Raw genomic sequence first — 19,745 nt, 5'->3', positions numbered from 1 at the left:
GGAGACCATGATGGCGGATGCGAAGGCCGATTCGGCGAGCAGCGTGGCGCCCGCCGCGCGGGAGCGGAGCCAGGATGCGCGGGTGGATGGCATCCTCGAACGCCTGTTGCGCCTCTATCCGCGCGCGATCGACCTCGATCTCGGGCGGCTGCGCGATCTGCTCGGCAAGCTCGGCCATCCCGAGCGGCGGCTCGCCCCGGTGCTGCATGTCGCCGGCACCAACGGCAAGGGCAGCACCTGCGCCTTCGCCCGCGCCATCGGCGAGGCGGCGGGGCTGCGCTGCCAAGTCTATACCTCCCCGCATCTGATCGACTTCAACGAGCGCATCCGCCTCGCGGACGGGCTGGTGAGCCATGAGCGGCTGGCCGAGGCGCTGGAGGTGGTGGAGCGGGCGAACGACGGCGCGCCGATCACCGTCTTCGAGGTCATCACCGCCGCGGCCTTCCTGCTCTTCGCCGAAGACCCGGCCGATCTCTGCATCCTCGAAGTCGGCCTCGGCGGGCGCGGGGACGCCACCAATGTGATCGAGCGGCCGCTGGTTTCCGCCATCACCTCGATCTCGATCGACCATCGGGAATTCCTCGGCGATACCATCGCCGCGATCGCGGCGGAGAAGGCCGGCATCCTCCGCCCCGGCGTGGTGGCGGTCTCGGGCGCGCAGCAGGCGGAGGCGCGGGCGGTGCTGAAGGCCGAGGCAGCGGCGCGCGGCACGCCCCTGCTGCTGCGCGGCTGGAACTGGACGGTCACGCCCGAGGCGGGCGGCGGCTTCGCCTTCGCCGATGCCGCCGGCACCCTGCACCTGCCGCCCCCAGCGCTCGCCGGGCCTTTCCAGCTCGATAATGCCGGCATCGCGATCGCCGCGCTCCGCGCCGCCGGCCTCGGCCTGCCGGATGCCGCCTTCGCCGCCGGTCTCTGCACCGCCTACTGGCCGGGCCGCCTGCAAAAGCTCGGCGGCTCGCTCGCGGCGCTGCTGCCGGCCAGATGGGAGCTCTGGCTCGACGGGGCGCATAACCCCGGCGGCGGCCTCGCCCTCGCGACGCAGCTCGCCTCCTGGCGGGATCGGCCGCTGCATCTCGTCATCGGCATGAAGCAGGGCAAGGATGCGGCGGAATTCCTCCAGCCGCTGCTGCCCTATGCCGCGAGCCTTTGGGCGGTGGCGGAGCCTGGGCAGCATCTCGCGCTGCCGGTGGAGGCGGTCATCGCGGCCTCGGGCGGCATCGCCCGGCCGGGCGGGCAGGTCGCGGATGCGCTCCGCCAAATCGCGCAGGAAGCGGGGGAAGGGCCGCCGGCCCGCGTGCTCGTCTGCGGTTCGCTCTACCTCGCCGGCGCGCTGCTCCGCCAGGGATAGCGGCCGGCTGCTCCCCCACGGCATCACCGGGCTTGCGCAGGCGACCCGCTCCGCGAAGCCGGCACCCCTTCCCTGGCGGGGAGGCCCGCGGAACAAGTCCGCGGATGACGAAGAAGGGTGGTGGCCGCAGAACCGTGGCGGCTGAGCAGCTACCGCGGAACGAGAGACGCCGTGCCGAAATACCCCGCCGCGGAGGCGGCGAGGCAGAGGCCGACCGAGAGCAGGATATTGGCGCAGGCCGCCCCTGCCCGCCCCTCGCGCAGCAGTTCCAGCGTCTGCAGGCTGAAGGAGGAGAAGGTGGTGAAGCCGCCGCAGAAGCCGACCATGAGGAAGATGCGAAGCTCAGGCGAGGCGATGGTGCGGCTCGGCGTCAGCGCGGTTGCGGCGACGATGCCGATAATGCAGGAGCCGATGACGTTGATGATCATCGTGCCCCAGGGAAAGCCCATGCCGAGGGCCCGCGCCGCGACCGTGCCGAGCCAGGCGCGGCCCACGCTGCCGATGGCGCCGCCCAGCGCAACCAGCAGATAACTCATCGCCGTCATCGCGCCGCTTGCCTCATCGCGCCCCGTTCCTTATCTGCTCCGGCCGATCAGCCCCGGCCGATCAGCCGGTGAGCATGGCGGCATTCCGCGCCGATGCAAAGACCGCGGCTCACCCCGGCAGATGCTCGGCGATATAGGGCGGCAACTGGAAAGCGGCGTGATGCACCTCGGGCGTCCAATAGCGCGTCTGGCCGAGGATGCCGGCCGCCTCCGCGCGCGCGGCGAGTTCCGCCACCGCCACCGCGCCGAGCGGGCCGCCCTTGGCCGCCCAGCCGAGCGTCATGAAGCCGCCGACATAGGTCGGCACCGCCGCGAGATAGGCACCGACCTCGGGGAAGAAGCGGCGCCGGCGCAGGCTCGTCTCGCGCAGCTCGTCTGCCTGGCAGAAGGGCACGCCGCATTGGTTGACGATGACACCGCGCGCCGTGAGGATGCGCGCGCAGTTTTCGTAGAACGCGTCGGTGAACAGCACTTCGCCGACGCCGACCGGATCGGTCGAATCGACGATGATGACATCGAAGCTTGCCGCCTCCGCGCGGCGGACATAGTCGATACCGTCACCCACGATGACCTCTGCGCGCGGATCCTTCCAGGCATCCCCCGCGATCATCGGCAGATGCTCCTTCGCGAGCCGGATGACCTCGCCATCGATCTCGCACATCACCGCTTCCGTCACGCCGCGATGCTGCAGCACGCGGCGAAGCACGCCGCCATCGCCGGCGCCGATGATGAGCACCCGCCGCGCCGCGCCATGGGCGAGCAGCGGTACATGCGCGATCATCTCCTGATAGGTGAATTCATCCGCTTCGGTGATCTGGATGACACCGTCCAGCACCATGACGCGGCCATGGCTCTCGCTCTCGAAGATCGCGATATCCTGAAAGGCGCTTTGCACGCGGGCAAGTTCCCGCCGGATGCGGAAGCGCTGGCCCCAGGCGGGGTAGAGGGTTTCGTGCAGCCAAGCCTCGGTTGCCATGGCATTCTCTCCGTCGTTCCGTCATGAAGCCGGGCGCGCAGCCGCGAGGGCCGCACGCCCGGTATCACGCGATAAGGATGGGGGGAAGCGAGCGCCCGCTCTCAGGCGCCGCGGCTGCCGCGCCGCTGCTCGTCCAGATCGACGCGGCTCGGCGTGAAGGCGGCCTCGATCACCGGCACGCCGAGGCGCGGATCGCAATCCCCGCACATGAACATGTCGATGGCGGCGAAGTTCTTCTCAGGCCAGGTGTGGATCGAGATATGGCTCTCGGCCAGCACGAGCACGCCGGAGACGCCACCATTGGGGGAGAAATGGTGGAAATGCGAATGCAGGATGGTGGCGCCGGAAACGATCGCCGCCTCGCGCAGCGCGCGGTCGATCAGGTCGGGCTGGTCGAGGTTGCTCGCACCCCACAGATCGACCAGCAGATGCGTACCGGCAAACCGCTGCCCGTCGCGTTCGATCCAATAATCCTTCTGCGCCTCCGCGGTATCGGCGGTGGCAGACGTCTGGTTCTCGCTCGGGAAATCCGAGACCATCCCCAGTCGGGCAAGTGCGTTCATGCGCATGCTCCCTCAACCAGTAGACGGCCTGTTGGACATGCCCTCATGGCATGCCCCCTGGGGCCAAGGGGGCGCGTTATGCGGCCCGCTGCCCGGCGGCGCAAGTGAAATTATGCCGCGCGGCAGGCCCCTCCGCCATGCGGTGAGAGCAAGGTTTTGCCGAAAGCCCCGCGCGGAGATCAATCCTCTTTCAAGAAATCGCAGATGGCGCGGATGCTTTCCCTGTCCATCAGCGCCGGGGCGTGCCCGGTTTCGGGCAGGGTGAGGCTCAGCGCGCCCGGTCGGGCATCCATCTCGGCCAGCGTCTCGGGCAGCAGCAGATCGCTGAGCGCGCCGCGAATCGTGAAGACCGGCGCGGTGATCGCGTTCCAATAGGCCCGGAGATCGACATCGTTCGGCTCGGTCGCGCGGATGATATCGCCGATCGCGGGATCGTAATGCAGGGTGAGCCCCCCGGCGACGGCGCGGGCGGAATGCGCGGCCATCTCGGCCCAGCCGGCATCGTCCGGCACGGCGAAGGGGGCGTGGATGACGCGCAGATGCGCTTCAAGCCCGGCGAGATCGGCAAAGACCGGCGGCGGCTGCATATAGTCGCGGATGCGGGCCAGGGCGGCGGCCGGAATGAAGGGGCCGATATCGTTCAGCACCAGCCGGCTCACCGGGGTTTTCGGCTGCGCCGCGAGGATCATGCCGCAGATGCCGCCGAGCGAGGTGCCGACCCAGCGCACCGGCCCCGGGCGCGTCGCGCAGAGCGTCGCGAGCGCGGTGACATAGGTGAGCGGCTGGTAGAGCGCGGGGGCCAGCCAGTCCGACCCGCCGCGCCCCGGCAGATCGGGGCAGAGGACGTAGAAATCGGCGGCAAGCGCCGCGGCCAGACGGTCGAAATCGCGGCCCTGCCGGGTCAGCCCATGCACGCAGATCACGGTCGGCCGCTCGGGCTCGCCCCAGCCGGTATAGGCCATGTCGTGAAACCCATCCGCGAGCAGGTAGCGGAGGCTGCCGTGCTTGGGCGAAGGGTCCCCCGCGCGGGCGGGCATGCGGGCGGGCGCGCCCTCGGGCGAATGATTGGCGGCCATGGCTTTCTCCTCGTTCCCAGGCCCTCCCCCGTGCTCGCCGGCGGGCCGCGCAGAGGGGGCTTGCATCTTCCCGCCCAGTCATGGCCCTTGAAGGCGAGGCGCGCAATCGGCGGAGGATCGACCCATCGGCGAGACGAGCGAGACGGCGGACGGCGCCACGCCGAAGCCCCGGCCGAGGGCACCGCGGTTGCGGGCGCCGAGGCTCCGCCCCTCTCGGCCCGGCGCAGCGGGCCCGGGCGGCAGCGGCCGCCTCGGGCGCCTCTGGTCCCGCGGGCGGCGCGCGCTCCTCATCCTTGTCCTCATCCTCTGCCTCATCGCGGCCGCGCTCGCCGCGCTCATCTGGCGTATCCTGCCGCCGCAGAACGACGTCATCACCATCCCCGGCGTCTCCGCCCCCGTCGGCATCGCTTTCGACAGCAACGACATCCCCTATATCCGCGCCGCGTCCGATACCGATGCCGCCATGGCGCTCGGCTATGTCCATGCGCGGGACCGCTTCTTTCAGATGGACCTGATGCGCCGCGCCGCCGGCGGCACCCTCGCCGCCCTGCTCGGGCCGCGGGCGCTGCCCAATGACGAGGAGATGCGCATCCTCGGCCTCCGCCGCTCGGCCGAGGCCGATGCCGCCGCGCTCTCGCCCCAGGCCCGCGCCATGCTCAGCGCCTATGCGGCCGGGGTGAATGCCTGGCTCGCCCGGCGCGGGCGCTTCGCCGCCCCGGAATATCTCCTGCTCGGCAAGCCCAAGCCCTGGACGATCGTGGACAGCCTGCTCTGGGGCAAGATGATGGGGCTCTGGCTCTCGGGGAACTGGCGGACGGAACTCGCCCGCCTCGCCCTCTCGGCGCATCTGACCCGGGCCGAGATCGACAGCCTCTGGCCGGGCGCGGGCCCGCTGGAAGACAGGACCGGAGACGGGACGGAAGGCGGGGCAGGAGACAGGAAGGGCGGCAGCGCCGCCGCCACGCCGCCCCCCTATCCGCCGGGCGCGGCGGCGGCGGCGGCCCATGCCCTCGCCCTGCTGCGGCATTTCCCGCAAGGCTTCACCCTGCCGGCCCGCGCCTCCAACGCCTGGGTGCTCGCGGGCGACCGCACCGAGACCGGGCGACCGCTCCTCGCCGGGGATCCGCATCTCGGCTACGGCTTTCCCGGCCTCTGGTACCTCGCCCGTATCGACACGCCGGATCACAGCCTCGCCGGCGCCACCGTGCCGGGCGTGCCCTTCCTCGTCATCGGCCATAACCAGCATATCGCCTGGAGCTTCACCTCGACCGGCGCGGATACCGAGGATGTCTTCATCGAAACCGTGACCGATGGCGGCAAGGACTACGAAACCCCGGGCGGGCCCCGGCCCTTCGGCCATCGCCGCGTGGTCATCGCGGTGCGGGGGCGGCCCGATGTCGTCCTCGATGTGCGGACGACGCGGCACGGGCCGGTGATCGGCGCCGGCCCCAGCCCGAATACGGTGCTGACGGTAGAGATGGCCACCACCGCGCCCCAGGATACCGATGCCGATGGGCTGCTCGCCCTCGACGAGGCGCAGACCGTCGCCCAAGCCGGCGCCGCCGCCCCGCAGATCACGAGCCCGGTGCAGAACCTGCTGGTGGCCGATACCGCCGGCGCCATCGGCTTCTTCACCACCGGCCGCGTGCCCATCCGCCGCGCGGGTGACGGCGCCTGGCCCGAGGCCGGGGCCGATGGCGCGCATGACTGGGTGGGCTGGGCGAGCGGCGCCGCCCTGCCGCATGCGATTGACCCGGCCAGCGGCATGATCGTCAACGCCAACCAGCCGATGCCGCAGGCGGCCGGCGCGCCCCTCATCAGCCGCGATACCTACGCGGATTGGCGGGCGCGGCGGATCACTGCCCTGCTCGACCAATCCGACCGCCAGACGCTCGATCGTTTCGGCGCCATCCAGATGGATGTGACAAGCCTTTTCGCCCGCAGCCTGCTACCCGCGCTCCGGGCGGTGACGATCTCCACCCCCGGCGCCGCCCGCCAGGCCGCCGGCATGATGCAGCGCTGGAATGGGCTGATGGCGGCCGACCGGCCCGAGCCGCTGATCTTCACCGCCTGGATGCGGAGCTTCGGCGACCGTGTGCTGAAGGCGGCGGGCGTGCCGAGCGATTCCCCTGCCGTCAACCGCGCGGCGCTGCTCCGCAGCCTGCTCGTGCCGGGCCCGGACCAGGCCAGGGCGGAGGCCTTCTGGTGCGGCGGCGATTGCCGCCCCTACCTCGCCCCCGCGCTCACCGATGCGGTGGGCAAGCTCAGCCGCTTCTGGGGCAGGAACCCGGCGCGCTGGCGCTGGGGCCGGGCGCATCAGGCGCTCTTCGCCCATCCGGTGCTGGCGCGGCTGCCGGTGATCGGCGGCCTGGGCGAAGCCCAGGTGCCGGTGCCGGGCAGCGCCGAGACGGTCGATGTGCAGGCCCCGGCCTATCTGCCCGGCCGCTCCGAATTCACCGCGCTGCACGGGCCGGAACTCCGCACCATCGAGGATCTCGCCAATCTTGACCGCAGCCGCTTCATGATCGCGCCAGGGCAATCAGGCGATCTGCTCGACCAGCATGCCTTCGACCTGCTGCAGACCTGGCGTGCCGGCGGCATGGTGGAACTCGGCCCTGAGCCGAATGTTGTTTCCCGCCAGATCCGGATCATGCCAAAATCACCGCCGTGAGACCGATGAGCGCCTTCGCGATGGATGATGACAGCCTGACGGGGGGAGTGCCGGGCCGGCGCATCGGCGCCTTCGCGATCGATCTCGCCGTCATCCTCATCCTCACGCTCTGCTTCTCGATCGCCTTCGCCATCCTGCATGTGATGAGCCTCGGCCTGCTGCACGGTCCGGCGCATCTCGTGCTCATCATTGGGCTCTGCTACCTCGCGGGCTTCATCGCGGGCCCAGGGGCCGCGACGCCGGGGCAGAGGGCGATGGGGCTTTCGGTGCGCCGGCAGGAGGATCTCGGCCGCCCGAGCCTTGTGCAGGCGATCGCCTTCGTGGGCCTCCTCTACCTCACGCTGCTGGCCGGGGTGATCTGGCTCGGCGTGGTGTTCTTCACCTTCCGGCGCCGCGCGCTGCATGACATGCTCGCCGGCCTCGTGGTGGTGCGGGCCGATGCGGCTGACTGGAGGCCATGGTGAACGGCAGGCGCGGCATTCAGCCGCGAACTGAACGGGGAGCGCAGGCGGCCAGATGAACTACCGGACCATCCGCCGGCCGAATTTCTTCTACACCACGGCCCCCCTGCCCTGCCCCTATCTGCCGGGCCGGACCGAGCGCAAGGTGGTGACGGAGTTGAGCGGGCCGGATGCGGAAGCGCTGCACGACCAGCTTTCCCGCGCCGGCTTCCGCCGCAGCCACAATATCGCCTATGCCCCGGTCTGCCAGAACTGCAACGCCTGCGTGCCGATCCGTATTCCGGTCGATCACTTCGCCATGGACAAGGGGCTGCGCCGCATCGCGCGGGCCAATGCGGTGCTCCAGGCGCGGACGGTGCCTGCCCATGCCAGCATCGAGCAGTATCAGCTCTTCCAGCGCTACCAGCAGATGCGCCACGCCGAAGGCGATATGGCGACGATGAGCTTCTACGATTACCGCGCGATGGTGGAAGACACGCCGATCGACACCTTCATCACCGAATTCCGCGACCCGGCGCAGCGCCTGCTCGGCTGCTGCCTGGTGGACCGGCTGGCCGATGGCCTTTCGGCCGTCTATAGCTTCTACGAATCGGACAGCCTGTTCAAATCCCTCGGCAGCCACGCCATCCTGCACCTCATCGATCAGGCGCGGGCCGAAGCCCTGCCCTATGTCTATCTCGGCTATTGGGTGAGGGAGAGCCGCAAGATGGCGTATAAGACGCGCTTCCGCCCCTACGAGATCCTCGCCGGCGGCGCCTGGCAGCGGGTGACGGGCGAGGACGAGCCGGCAGCCGCGGGGGAGCTTGCCCCGGGTTTCAGCAAAGGCGGCACGGCTCCGCCGCTCGCCTCCGAAGGGCCTGCCGCCGCCCCGCTCCCGCCCGGCCTCAGGGGCGCGGGCGAAGGCTGAGGCGCGGCGGGCGGCGCTCAAGCCCCGGCCACCACCCATCAATCCTGCTGGCAAGCGCCGGGCGGTGCAGGGTCGCGGACTGGCGCCTCGATCCGTTCCCGCTCCCCGCGCCAGCGAGCGGCATCGCCTGGCCAGATGCCCGCCACCTGACCAGGATCCGCTCTTCTGCCGTCAGCTCCAGCGCCGGACGACGCGGCGATAGCGCGGCTCCGGCGCGAAGGGGCTCGATGGCGAATGCAGCAGATAGCCCAGGAGATAGCCGACCGCCGCAACACCGAGGAGGGAGAGCAGCGGCTGGGATTGCACCGTCTCGGCCACCTGGCGGCTGGCCGCGGTGCTCGCCTCGTACACCCGGCCGCCGACGTCGCTCGCCGCGCCCCGCACCGTCTCGGCCGCGTGGCGGATGGTGCTGGCAGCCTGATCGGCAGCCGCGGCGGCGGTTTCGCTCGCTTCGGCCGCCACGCCGTCGATCGTCTCCCGCACATCGCCCCAAGCCTGCTGCGCCTGCCCCGCGATCTGCTCGCCCTTGCCTTCCACCGAGGTCTTGGCGTCGCCCATCATGTCCCCGGCCGCTTCCTTGAGCTTGCCCTTGGCCTCGTCGATACCGCCCTTGATGTGGTCTTCATTCATGTGGAAGCCCCCTTTGCTGCTGGAGGCGGCGGCGCCAGGCGCGCCGCCGCGTGTTGCATTCCAGATGGGGTCGTTCCGCGCGATGCAAACTCCCGCGCGCGTGGAATCCGCATGCAAATCCCGCTTGGACGCGACTGAGGCCCGCGCCCGAGGCCGGAGCCCGCAGCCGAGGCGCGGCTGCGGCGCGCCTCAGTAGCCGTAGCCCGGCACGATGCCATTGCCCTTGGAGGTCATGCACTGGGCATAGGCGTTGTTGTAGATCTGCTGGAGGCTGCGGCCGGTCTGCGCCGTCTGCCCGGCGCCCACCGCCGTGCCGCCGACGAGGCCGGCGCCCGCACCGATCGCGGCACCAGCGCCGGCATTGCCCGCCGCCGCGCCGAAGAGCGCGCCTGCCGCCGCGCCGAGCACGGTGCCGATCGCCGCGGTCGCCACGCCATTGCTCTGGCTATGCTGGGTCGCGGCCGGATAGGCGACGGTCTGCTGGGCATAGTTGCGGCAGGAATAATCCTCCTGCTGGAACAGGGTGAGGTTCTTGCCCGCCGGCGGCACCGCGGTGATGGTGGGGCTGGTGGGGGTGGGCGCCGCGCAGCCGGCGAGCAGCCCGGCGGCCGCGACGGGCGCCAGGAATCGGATCATCTTCAACCGTGCCATCGGTCTTCTCCCTCATGCGGTTGGGCAGCCTTCCAGCGGATGGAAAGCGATACGAGCGGTCTTAAAAGATAAAATGCGCGGCGTGACCAGAGTCTTATCCAGCCGGACGGCAGCAGGCAAAGGGCGCGGAACCCGGTCGGTTTTCAGGCCGGCAGATTACGGAATGCAACGGCGAGGGCAGAGGCCAGGGTGCCAGCCGCGCGCCCACGCCCGTTTCAGGCCGGCCGGCGGGCGCGGAGCGCGGTTGCGAGCGTCCCGTCATCGAGCACTTCGAGCGCACCGCCGATCGGCACGCCTTGCGCCACGCGGCTGACCGCGACGCCGGTGGCGGCGAGCTGCTCGGCCAGCCAATGCGCCGTCGCCGCGCCATCGACGGTGGCGCCGAGGGCGAGGATGACCTCGCTGACCGTGCCGCCTTCCAGCCGCCGCAGCAGCGGAGCGAGGTTGAGATCCTCGGGCCCGACGCCGCCGAGCGGCGAGAGCACGCCGCCCAGCACGTGATAGAGGCCGCGATGGGCGCCGGCACGTTCAATCGCCCAGAGATCCCCCACCCCTTCGACGACGCAGACGAGCCCCTGCTCGCGCCCCGGATCGCGGCAGATGGCGCAGGGGTCGAGCGCATCGAGATTGCCGCAGAGCGCGCAGGGCTTGACCGCGCGTGCCGCATCGGCGAGCGCCTGGGCGAGCGGCAGCATCCGCGTCTCCGGCTGTTGCAGGAGCTTGAGCGCCGCGCGCCGCGCGCTGCGCGGCCCGAGGCCCGGCAGGCGCGCGAGCAGGCCGATCAGCCGCTCGATCTCAGGCCCGCCCATGGGGCCGCCCGCGCCTTAGAATGGCAGCTTCATGCCGGGCGGCAGTTGCAGCCCGCCGGTTGCCTTCTGCATCTGCTCGGCCGCCATCGCCTCCACCTTGCGCCGCGCATCGGCATGCGCCGCGAGGATGAGGTCTTGCAGCATCTCCATCTCCGCAGGGTCGGCGAGCTTGGGGTCGATCGTCAGCCGCTTGAGATCGCCCTTGCCGGAGAGCGTGACGCTGACCATGCCGGCGCCGGCCTGGCCCTCGACCTCGGCCTGTTCGAGGGCGGACTGCATCTCCTGCATCTTCTGCTGCATCTGCGAGGCCTGCTTCATCAGGCCGGCGAGGTTCTTCATCCGTCACTCTCCATATCCATATCGAAATCGTCTTCGTCGATCGGCTCCGCATCGGGCGGGGCGAAATCAGGCATATCCTCGGGCATGTCTTCGGCCATATCGGCCGCGAGGTCGAAATCGGCGATCGGCCCGCCGCTGGCGGTCCCAGCCGAACCGAAGCCGGGCTCGCTGCCGGGCGGAGGCAGGCGGAACTCATCGGCCAGGGGATCGCGCACACCTGTCAATTGCGCGCCGGGAAAGGCCGCGAAGATCGCCTGCACCAGCGGATGGCGCGCGGCATCGGCCTCCCGCGCCTGATCCGCCGCCTGGCGCTGCTGCTCGATGGTGGGATCGCCGTCGAGCGGCGAGAGCGCGATCGTCCAGCGCTGGCCGGTCGCCGCGCTGAGCACGGCGGCAAGGCGGGCGGCGAGATCGCGCGGGGCGGCGCGGTCGGGCCGGAGGTCGATCACCGGCGGGGCGTAGCGGACGAGATGCACCGAATGCAGCAGATGGCCGTAGAGCACCGGCTCGTTGCGTTCCCGCACCAGGGTGATCGCGTCGCGGAAGCTCGGCGGGATGGGGGCGAAAGCGAGCGGCGCTTCCGCCGCCGGCTCGGGCTCGGGCTCGGCCTCGGCCTCGGGCACCGGCTGGGGTTGGGCTTGCGCCATCGGCGCGCCATCGCCCACCGCGCGCAGCATCGGCGCCGGCATGCCGCCGGACATGGTTTCGCCACGCGCGGCAGGGCCCTGGGCGAGCGCCGGGGCGGGCATGGAGGCGGATGGGGAGGTGGGGGTGAGGCCGGGTGCGGCGAGGTTTCCCGGCGCGGGGGCGAGGCCGGGAGCGGCGGCGGGCCCGGCCTCGGCCATCTCGCCCGCGAGGCGGCGCACCAGCTCCCCCGGTGTCGGCTGATGGGCGAGGTAGCAGAGGCGGATGAGGACCATCTCCGCCGCGGCCCGCCGGTCCGGCGCCTGTTCGACCTCGGCGACGCCCTTGAGCAGCATCTGCCAGGCGCGGCCGAGCACGGGGAGCGAGAGCCGCGCGGCGAGCGCGCCGCCGCGCAGGCGCTGGATCTCCGGCAGTTCGGCGCCCTCGGCCAGAGCCGGCGAGGCCTTCATCCGGCTCAGCAGATGGCAGATGGCGAGCAGATCCTGCAGCACGAGGCCGGCATCCGCGCCCCGCTCATGCGCCTGATCGAGTGCCGCCAGCACGGCAGGCGCGCGGCCGGCCATGAGATGCTCGAAGAGATCGTAGAGCAGCCCTTGATCGGCGAGGCCGAGCATATCGGCGACCATCGCGGCGGTGATGGTGCCGCCCTCCGCCTCCCCGGTGACGATCGCCTGGTCGAGCAGGGAGAGACCGTCGCGCACCGAGCCATCGGCGGCGCGGGCGATGAGATCGAGCGCGCCCGCCTCCACCCGCGCCCCTTCGCGCGCCGCGATGCGGCCGAAATGCGCCGCGAGTTCCGCCGCCGGCACGCGGCGGAGATCGAACTTCTGGCAGCGGGAGAGCACGGTGACGGGCACCTTGCGCAGTTCCGTCGTCGCGAAGACAAACTTCACATGCGGCGGCGGCTCCTCCAGCGTCTTGAGCAGGGCGTTGAAGGCATTGCGCGAGAGCATATGCACTTCGTCGATGATGAAGACCTTGACGCGCGCTTCGAGCGGGCGAAAGCGCGTCGCCTCGATGATCTCGCGCACGTCGTCCACGCCCGTGCGGCTGGCGGCGTCCATCTCGATCACATCGGGGTGACGGTCGGCCATGATGGCCCGGCAATTGGCGCAGAGGCCGCAAGGCTCGGCGGTGGGGCCGCCCTGGCCATCGGGCCCGGTGCAGTTGAGGCAGCGGGCGATGATGCGGGCGGTCGTCGTCTTGCCGGTGCCGCGCACGCCGGTGAGCATGAAGGCATGGGCGATGCGGCCGGTGGCGAAGGCGCGGCGGAGGATGCGCACCATCGCATCCTGGCCGATGAGATCCTCGAAGCGGCTCGGCCGATAGGCCCGCGCGAGCACGCGGTAGCCGCCCGGCGTGGAGCCGCCCGGCGTGGAGACGCCCGGCGCGGCCGGCTCGGGCGCGGCCGGCTGAGGCGCGGCCGGCTCAGGCGCGTCCGCGAACAGGCCCGGGCCCTCGGCGGCCGGCAGCGGCATCTCGTCGTCAGGGGGTTCGATCGCGTCCACGCGCCCTTCTACACGACAGGGCATGGCGCTAGGCAAGGGCCTCGCGGCGGGAAGCGGCATTTCGGCTGCGAGCGTAAGGCCGGCTTGCGGCACTGAGCCGGCCGGCGCGAAAGCGTGGAGAGCGGCGGCTGGAAAGCGGGGGGCCGGACACCGACCCGAGCGGAAACTCGTTGCGGCTGCTTCCTTCCGGACCTGACCGGGTTGGCGAGGCGCTCGTCCGCCGCCGACCCCCCTGAGGGTCTCCATACGCGCGCCGCCCGAGGGCCGCAAGCGGGAAGGATGCTTGTCCGGTCGCCCATGCCGTGCGAACAAGGCTCGTGACCGATAGCCCTTCTTTCCGACCGATCCGCCCCCGCCGCCCGAACGTCTATACGGGCAACCCGCTCGACCGCATGGCCGAGCGCCGGGCGGACGAGGCCTTCCTCGCCGCCGCGCGGGAGCATCCCGAGGCACTCGTCGCCCCGATCTGGCGGACGCAGAGCCTCTTTTTCGATACGCGGGCGCGCTTCTTCTCGGTGGCCGAAGCCGTGGCCTTCGGCCCTGCCCCGGCGCACTGGATCTTCCTGGGCTTCTGGGAGGGCAAGCCGGTCTGGACGCTCGATCTCAGCGCCCATGCCGAGCCGCAGCACCTCGCCCCCGCGGCGATGGCGGCAGGCGCCGCCTTCGCCGATATCCGCGGCCTCGGCGGCCTGCTGCCGGCGGCGGAGGCCGCCATCCTGGCCTATGCGCGCGGGATCGTGCATTGGCAGAGCCGCACCCGCTTCTGCAGCGTCTGCGGCAGCGCCTGCGAGCCGCGGAGCGCGGGGCATGTCATGCATTGCACCGGCTGCGGCACGGACCATTTCCCTCGGTCCGACCCGGCGGTGATCATGCTGGTGCTGCGCGAAGGGCGCGCCCTCCTCGGCCATGCGCCGCGCTTTCCGGAGGGGATGTATTCGACGCTCGCGGGCTTCGTCGAGCCGGGCGAGAGCCTTGAGGAAGCGGTGCGCCGCGAGGTCGCCGAGGAGACCGGGGTGCGCGTCGGCGCCGTCTCCTATCATTCGAGCCAGCCCTGGCCCTTCCCGCAATCCCTCATGCTCGGTTTTCATGCCGAGGGGCTTTCGGAGGAGATCCGCTTCCTCGATGACGAACTCGCCGATGCCCGCTGGTTCACCCGCGCCGAATGCCGCGCGGCCGAGGCGCACGGCTTTCGCCTGCCGGGGCCGGACAGCATCGCCCGCCGGCTGATCGAGGATTGGCTGGCCGAGGAAGGCTGAGACCGCCGCCGCTCAACGGCCCATCCCTAAGCGCAGGCGCAGCCAGAGGCGGATGGCGGCGAAGCGCCGCCCGCTATGCGCCGCCCCCGGCGGCCGAGGCCCGGCACCCAGTACCGAGCGCAGCGCCGCCCGCATCTCGGCGACCAGCGCGCGGGCGCGGGCGAGCTTGGGGCCGATGCGGAGCATCGCCCAGGCCCGGGCTGCCTCAACCTTGCCATGGACCCATGCGAACCAGCGGATCGTCATGAGGGCGGGGCGGCAGGCTTGATAGATCCAGAGCGCGATGACGAGGCCGACGCCCTTGATCAGCACCGCCACCAGCGTCGCCGCGACATATTGCCGCTGCGCCAGCAGATAGGCGGCGTAGAAGCCGCCGACATGGCTCATCGCCTCGGGGATGAGGAAGAGCGGCAGAATGGCCCAGGGCGGCAGCCGCGCGAGGATCGCCTCCAGCCGGCGGAGCGGGCCGAAATGCCGCACGAGCCGCGCGAGCCCCTGCAGGAAGCTCTCGAAGAGCACGAGCAGGAGGGCGAAGGGCAGCAGAATCGCATCCCGCAGCCGGTGCGCCGGCGCGCGGCCCCGGCGGGTTTGACGATCAGGGGCATTTTTCATCCCCGCTCTATAGCCCGCGCCGGTGGGAAATGGCAGGGATCTGGAGGCCTCGCCGCCGCCGGCATGGCTGGCGCTTTGTCATTCGGCGCGGGCTCCGGTACAAGCGCGCGCCTCACCCTTCCCAGAGGGCTGAGCCCTTGGAGAATTGAACACCGCTAATGGCATCCGCCTCGCTCCGCTTCCGCCTCCCGCTCTCGCGGCTCGACCGGTATATCTTCCGGCAGGTGCTGCTTGCCCTCGTCGCGGTGACGGCGGCCCTCGTCGCCCTCATCTGGCTCACCCAATCGCTCCGCTTCATCGATCTCATCGTCAACCGCGGCCTCTCGCCCTTCGTCTTCCTGCGGCTGACGGTGCTGCTGGTGCCGAGCTTCGTCGCCGTCATCCTGCCGATCACGATGTTCGTCGTCGTGCAGTTCGTCTATCAGCGCCTCGCGGGGGACCGGGAACTCACCGTCATGCGGGCGGCCGGCCAATCTCCCCTCGCCCTCGCCAAACCCTCCCTCATGCTCGCGACCTTCGTCGCCATCTTCTGCTTCTGGCTCAATATCTGGGTGGTGCCGGGAAGCTTCGCGGCTTTCCGCGAATATCAGTTCGAGATCCGCAACCGCATCGCCGCCTTCCTCATCCAGGAAGGCGTCTTCACGACGATTTCGCACAACCTCACCGTCTATGTCCGCAAACGCGACCCGGATGGGCTGCTGCACGGCATCCTCGTCGATGACGAGCGCGACCCCGCCAATGCGGCGACGATCATCGCCCAGAGCGGGCGCATCGTGGTCGGTGCGCAGGGGCCGCGCGTCGTGCTCTTCAACGGCGAGCGGCAGGAGGTGGACAAGAAGACCGGCCGCCTCAACCTGCTGACCTTCAGCGAGAACGTGATCAACCTCACCGAAACCGCGAATGACGACGGCACGCGGTTTCGCGATGATTCCGAGGTCTCGCTGCACGACCTGCTGCATCCGGGCCCGAACGAGGTGATGCCGCGCGACCGGCCGGCCTGGCGGGCGGAGGCGCATCGCCGCCTCTCGGAACCTTTCACCGTGCTCTCCTATACCCTCATCGCCCTCGCCTCGGTGCTGACCGGCGCCTTCCGCCGCCATGGCGGCTTCGCCCGGCCGCTGATCGGCGTCGGCATCACCGTGGGGCTCGTGGCGCTCGGCCTCGGTATCGCCAATCTGGCAGCGCGCAACAGCGCCTTCCTGCCGCTCGTCTGGCTGCATGCGATCCTGCCGGGCGTCATCGCCGCCTGGATCCTCTTCGTGCCGCGCCGCCTGCGGGTGCCGCCGCCGGCCCTGCCCGCCGATGCAGGCCGCGCCGATACCGGCCGCATGGGAGCCTGAGCCGCGTGTTCCTCTCCCGCATCTTTTCCTTCTACATCAGCCGGGTCTTCGTGGTTTCGATCCTCGCCATGCTCGCCTCGCTGACCGGGCTCGTCTCGCTCTTCGACTTCATCGAGCTGCTGCGCCGGGCGGCGAGCCACCCGGAGGTGACCTTCTCCATGGTGATGAAGATGGCGCTGCTGCGGCTGCCCTGGGCGATGCTGGAGGTGCTGCCCTTCGCCGTGCTGCTCGGCGGCATCTGGGCTTTCTGGCGGCTCGCGCGCTCCTCCGAACTCGTGGTGGCGCGCGCCGCCGGGCTCTCCGCCTGGCAATTTCTCCTCGGCCCCATCCTCTGCGCCTTCGGGCTTGGCGTTTTCGGCATCGTCGCGGTAAGCCCGGTCTCGGCCATGCTCTTCGCCCGCGCCAATACGCTGGAACAGACCTATCTCGACGCGGGCGGCGGGCCGATGGCGCTCAATGGCGGGCAGCTATGGCTGCGGCAGGGTGACGAGAGCAAGGAGAAGGGAGGCGTGGCGATCCTCCATGCGACCGGGGTGATGATGCGCGGCAAGGTATTGACGACCGGGCCGCTCACCGTTTTCCGGATTGGCCCCAACGACCAGATGATCGACCGGATCGAGGCGGCGAATGCGCGCCTCTATCCCGGCCAATGGCTGCTGGCGGATGCGCGGGTGCTGCGGCCGGGGCAGATGCCCTCGCCCCCCACGGCCATAACGCTGCCGACCGACCTCACCGTCGGGCGCATCCAGCAAAGCTTCGCCGCGCCCGATGCCCTCTCCTTCTGGCAATTGCCGGGCTTCATCCGCATCCTGGAGAAATCCGGCTTCTCCGCCGTTGCCCATCGCCTGCGCTTCCAGGCGCTGCTGGCGCTGCCGCTGCTCTGCGCGACGATGGCGCTCGTCGCCGCCGGCTTCTCGATGCAGACCAGCCGGCGCGGGGGCATCGCGCGGATGATCGGCGGCGGCGTGATCTCGGGCTTCGCGCTCTTCATGCTCTCGCAGGTGGCGCAGCAGTTTGGCCAATCCGGTGCGCTACCGGTGGCGCTCGCTGCCTGGGCCCCGGCGGCGGCAGGGCTGCTGCTCGCGCTCTCGCTGCTCCTGCATCTCGAAGACGGTTGAGGCCGCCGATGTCGCACCCCCGACCCCGCTTCCCCCGCGGCCCGCGGCGGCGCCCGCGCCGCCGGCAGGAGCAGCCTGCCCGCCTGCGCTCCGCCCTTCTGGCCGCCGCCTCGCTCGGCCTCGTCTGCGGCACGCCGCGCCTGCTGCGCGAAGCCCATGCCCAGGCACCGGGCATGACGCCGGGCATGACGATCGACCGCCACAAGCCGGTCGCCTTCAAGGCGGACCGCATCGATTACGACCAGCAGAGCAATATCGTCACCCTCACCGGCCATGTCGAAGCCTGGCAGGCGGGGCATGTGCTCTTCGCCGATCGCGTGCTCTTCGACCGCAACACCAATATTGCGGATGCGGTGGGGCATGTCGTGCTGGTCTCGCCCGATGGCAGCGTGGTCTATGCCGCCTATGCCGAGCTGAGCCAGAACATGACGAACGGCATCATGAGCGCGATCAACGTGCGGCTGCCGAAGAACGCCAAGCTTGCCGCCAATGGCGCGCGGCGGACGGATGCCAAGCTCAACGAGATGAGCCGCGCGGTCTATACCGCCTGCGATGTCTGCGCCAAGCACCCCGACCGGCCGCCGCTCTGGGAGATCACCGCCAATACCGCGACCCAGGATCTCCAGCACCACATCATCGAATACCACGACGCGACGATGAAGATCGCCGGCGTGCCGGTGCTCTGGGTGCCCTATTTCGCGCATCCCGACCCGACGGCCAAGCGCATGAGCGGCCTCCTGATCCCGAATGCCGGCATCAACAGCCATATCGGCGCCTTCACCGCAATCCCCTACTACTGGGTGATCGACCCGTCGTCGGACGCCATCCTCACGCCGACCTTCTCCTCCAAGGAGGGCATCCAGGGCGACGCGAAATACCGCAAGAGCTTCAATTTCGGGGAACTCAACATCGACGCCTCGGCCGGTTTCGACCATGGCCAGCCGGCCGGCGCGATCTTCGGCAAGGGCAGTTTCGACCTGACGCCCGCCTGGCGCGCCGGCTTCAACCTGCAGCGCGCCTCCTCGGTCAATTACCTCAACGACTACTCGATCCTGCCGAACGCCAACGAGTTGCAAAGCAATCTCTACCTCGAAGGCTTCGGCGCCGGCTCCTATGCGCGGATCGAGTCGAGCTTCTACCAGGGGCTCGTCGGCAGCGTCACGAACAGCGAACTGCCGCTCGTGCTGCCCTACGCGCTCTATTCCTATCAGGGGCTGCCAGATGCCCTCGGCGGCACAGCCTCCTTCGGCGCCAATGTCTTCAACATCATGCGCACCACCGGCACCGATACCCAGCGCGCCGCGCTGACGACGGATTACAAGCTGCCGTACCAGGATCCGCTCGGCGAGCAATGGAGCGTCGATTTCCATCTCGACACCGCGGCCTACAATGCCTCCAACCTCAACGAATTCCCCAATTACGACACGACCGACAGCAGTGCCTCGGAGGTCCGCGCGCTGCCGCAGGTGGCGCTCAACTACGCCTGGCCGATCATCAACGATTCGGGCTCGCTCGGCTCGGAACTCTTCAAGCCGATCGTGCAGCTCATCGCGGCGCCGATCATCAGCAACGACGTCAACGTCACCAATATCCCGAACGAGGACAGCTTCGACTTCCAGTTCACCGACGCCAACCTCTTCGGCTTCAACAAATATCCGGGCATCGACCGGCTCGAAAACGGCATGCGCGCCAATGTCGGCTTCGAGACGACCTGGTTCCTCAACAATGGCCAGACGATCGACGGGCTGATCGGCCAGTCCTACCGCACGCATGCGGATAATACTTTCGCGCCCGAATCGGGGCTGACCGGCACGGTCTCCGATATCGTCGCGCGGCTGACCTACACCCCGGCCGACTGGCTGAGCTTCACCTACCGCACCCGCCTCGACCACACGAGCCTGCAGGATAAATACACGGACGCCTTCGTGACAGCGGGCGTGCCGGCGCTGCGGATGACCGCGGGCTACCTCTATTCCTCGACCGATCCGTACTACTATTACGACGGCAGCCCGCCGCCGGCCGAATACTACGTGCCGCGCAACGAAGTGACCTTCGGGCTCAACGCCAATTACCAGAATTGGAGCTTCAACGGCGGGGTGCAGGAGAATGTGCAGACCGGCCAGCTGGACAGCACCAATCTCGGCTTCGGCTGGCAGAACGACTGCCTTGGCCTCGCGCTCTCCTATTCTCACAGCAACACGCAAATCGGCAGCGAAAACGGCTCGACCACCGTGCTCTTCACCGTCACCTTCAAAACCATCGGGGCGATCGGCTTCAATGCGCTCTGATC

18 protein-coding genes and 1 other RNA gene are annotated in these 19,745 nt (G+C 70.0%); 8 read left to right on the top strand and 11 right to left on the bottom strand.

What is annotated here, in order from left to right:
• Window positions 1-10 precede the first annotated feature (10 nt).
• The gene (locus tag ACYQ7X_RS00555; protein WP_459694867.1) at window positions 11-1,348 is read left to right on the top strand and encodes a bifunctional folylpolyglutamate synthase/dihydrofolate synthase; all 1,338 of its coding nucleotides are present in this window, start codon (window positions 11-13) and stop codon (window positions 1,346-1,348) included.
• A 149-nt stretch (window positions 1,349-1,497) separates the two neighbouring features.
• Here ACYQ7X_RS00555 and crcB read toward each other — a convergent pair whose 3' ends face one another.
• The 4 genes from crcB to ACYQ7X_RS00535 all read right to left on the bottom strand — a co-directional run bounded on the left by crcB (window position 1,498) and on the right by ACYQ7X_RS00535 (window position 4,508).
• On the bottom strand, window positions 1,498-1,893 hold the full coding sequence (crcB, locus tag ACYQ7X_RS00550) for a fluoride efflux transporter CrcB (RefSeq protein WP_459694866.1): 396 nt from the start codon (window positions 1,891-1,893) through the stop codon (window positions 1,498-1,500).
• A 109-nt stretch (window positions 1,894-2,002) separates the two neighbouring features.
• Complete coding sequence (gene speE, locus ACYQ7X_RS00545) at window positions 2,003-2,869, bottom strand: polyamine aminopropyltransferase (RefSeq protein ID WP_459694865.1); 867 nt, start codon at window positions 2,867-2,869, stop codon at window positions 2,003-2,005.
• A 101-nt stretch (window positions 2,870-2,970) separates the two neighbouring features.
• Window positions 2,971-3,432, bottom strand: coding sequence for an adenosylmethionine decarboxylase (gene speD / locus ACYQ7X_RS00540; RefSeq protein WP_459694864.1), 462 nt, complete (start codon window positions 3,430-3,432; stop codon window positions 2,971-2,973).
• Window positions 3,433-3,611: 179 nt separating this feature from the next.
• Window positions 3,612-4,508: an alpha/beta fold hydrolase gene (locus tag ACYQ7X_RS00535; RefSeq protein WP_459694863.1), complete on the bottom strand. Its 897-nt coding sequence runs from the start codon at window positions 4,506-4,508 to the stop codon at window positions 3,612-3,614.
• Between the two features lie 187 nt (window positions 4,509-4,695).
• On the opposite strand from ACYQ7X_RS00535, the gene ACYQ7X_RS00530 reads away from it, so the two are divergent.
• Genes ACYQ7X_RS00530 through ACYQ7X_RS00520 form a run of 3 tightly spaced genes read left to right on the top strand, consistent with a single transcriptional unit; the run spans window position 4,696 to window position 8,547 of the window.
• Window positions 4,696-7,179 carry a penicillin acylase family protein gene (locus ACYQ7X_RS00530; protein ID WP_459694862.1) on the top strand — a complete coding sequence of 828 codons (2,484 nt, stop codon included), beginning with the start codon at window positions 4,696-4,698 and terminating at the stop codon, window positions 7,177-7,179.
• A 5-nt stretch (window positions 7,180-7,184) separates the two neighbouring features.
• A complete protein-coding gene (locus ACYQ7X_RS00525; RefSeq protein ID WP_459694861.1) occupies window positions 7,185-7,643 on the top strand; it encodes an RDD family protein in 459 nt (152 codons plus the stop codon).
• 52 nt (window positions 7,644-7,695) lie between these two features.
• Window positions 7,696-8,547, top strand: coding sequence for an arginyltransferase (locus ACYQ7X_RS00520; protein WP_459694860.1), 852 nt, complete (start codon window positions 7,696-7,698; stop codon window positions 8,545-8,547).
• A 171-nt stretch (window positions 8,548-8,718) separates the two neighbouring features.
• Here the strand turns inward: ACYQ7X_RS00520 and ACYQ7X_RS00515 are convergent, their stop codons facing one another.
• The 6 genes from ACYQ7X_RS00515 to ffs form a co-directional block, all read right to left on the bottom strand.
• Window positions 8,719-9,177, bottom strand: coding sequence for a CsbD family protein (locus ACYQ7X_RS00515; RefSeq protein ID WP_459694859.1), 459 nt, complete (start codon window positions 9,175-9,177; stop codon window positions 8,719-8,721).
• Between the two features lie 189 nt (window positions 9,178-9,366).
• Window positions 9,367-9,828, bottom strand: coding sequence for a glycine zipper family protein (locus ACYQ7X_RS00510; RefSeq protein ID WP_459694858.1), 462 nt, complete (start codon window positions 9,826-9,828; stop codon window positions 9,367-9,369).
• Window positions 9,829-10,043: 215 nt separating this feature from the next.
• On the bottom strand, window positions 10,044-10,637 hold the full coding sequence (recR, locus tag ACYQ7X_RS00505) for a recombination mediator RecR (RefSeq protein WP_459694857.1): 594 nt from the start codon (window positions 10,635-10,637) through the stop codon (window positions 10,044-10,046).
• Window positions 10,638-10,652: 15 nt separating this feature from the next.
• Entirely contained in the window at window positions 10,653-10,976 is a 324-nt protein-coding gene (locus tag ACYQ7X_RS00500; protein WP_459694856.1) for a YbaB/EbfC family nucleoid-associated protein, read from the bottom strand.
• On the bottom strand, window positions 10,973-13,153 hold the full coding sequence (locus tag ACYQ7X_RS00495; RefSeq protein WP_459694855.1) for a DNA polymerase III subunit gamma/tau: 2,181 nt from the start codon (window positions 13,151-13,153) through the stop codon (window positions 10,973-10,975). The genes ACYQ7X_RS00500 and ACYQ7X_RS00495 overlap by 4 nt, the downstream gene beginning before the upstream one ends.
• A 110-nt stretch (window positions 13,154-13,263) precedes the next feature.
• Window positions 13,264-13,362, bottom strand: an RNA gene (ffs, locus tag ACYQ7X_RS00490) — signal recognition particle sRNA small type.
• 84 nt (window positions 13,363-13,446) lie between these two features.
• On the opposite strand from ffs, the gene nudC reads away from it, so the two are divergent.
• Window positions 13,447-14,385: an NAD(+) diphosphatase gene (gene nudC, locus ACYQ7X_RS00485; RefSeq protein WP_459694854.1), complete on the top strand. Its 939-nt coding sequence runs from the start codon at window positions 13,447-13,449 to the stop codon at window positions 14,383-14,385.
• A gap of 12 nt (window positions 14,386-14,397) precedes the next feature.
• Here the strand turns inward: nudC and ACYQ7X_RS00480 are convergent, their stop codons facing one another.
• On the bottom strand, window positions 14,398-14,997 hold the full coding sequence (locus ACYQ7X_RS00480) for a hypothetical protein (protein WP_459694853.1): 600 nt from the start codon (window positions 14,995-14,997) through the stop codon (window positions 14,398-14,400).
• Window positions 14,998-15,155: 158 nt separating this feature from the next.
• Here ACYQ7X_RS00480 and lptF point away from each other — a divergent pair, with 158 nt between their 5' ends.
• The 3 genes from lptF to ACYQ7X_RS00465 are packed head-to-tail and all read left to right on the top strand — an operon-like array spanning window position 15,156 to window position 19,743.
• Window positions 15,156-16,337 carry an LPS export ABC transporter permease LptF gene (lptF, locus tag ACYQ7X_RS00475; protein WP_459694852.1) on the top strand — a complete coding sequence of 394 codons (1,182 nt, stop codon included), beginning with the start codon at window positions 15,156-15,158 and terminating at the stop codon, window positions 16,335-16,337.
• 5 nt (window positions 16,338-16,342) lie between these two features.
• On the top strand, window positions 16,343-17,455 hold the full coding sequence (gene lptG / locus ACYQ7X_RS00470; protein ID WP_459694851.1) for an LPS export ABC transporter permease LptG: 1,113 nt from the start codon (window positions 16,343-16,345) through the stop codon (window positions 17,453-17,455).
• An 8-nt stretch (window positions 17,456-17,463) separates the two neighbouring features.
• Window positions 17,464-19,743 (top strand): LPS-assembly protein LptD, encoded by a 2,280-nt coding sequence (locus ACYQ7X_RS00465; RefSeq protein WP_459694850.1) that lies wholly within the window; start codon window positions 17,464-17,466, stop codon window positions 19,741-19,743.
• The last annotated feature ends 2 nt before the right edge of the window (window positions 19,744-19,745 follow it).

The sequence above is a fragment of the Acidisoma sp. C75 genome (assembly GCF_054665095.1).
The sequence above is the reverse complement of the archived record's forward strand: the minus strand, read 5'-3'. Positions and strand labels throughout refer to the sequence as shown.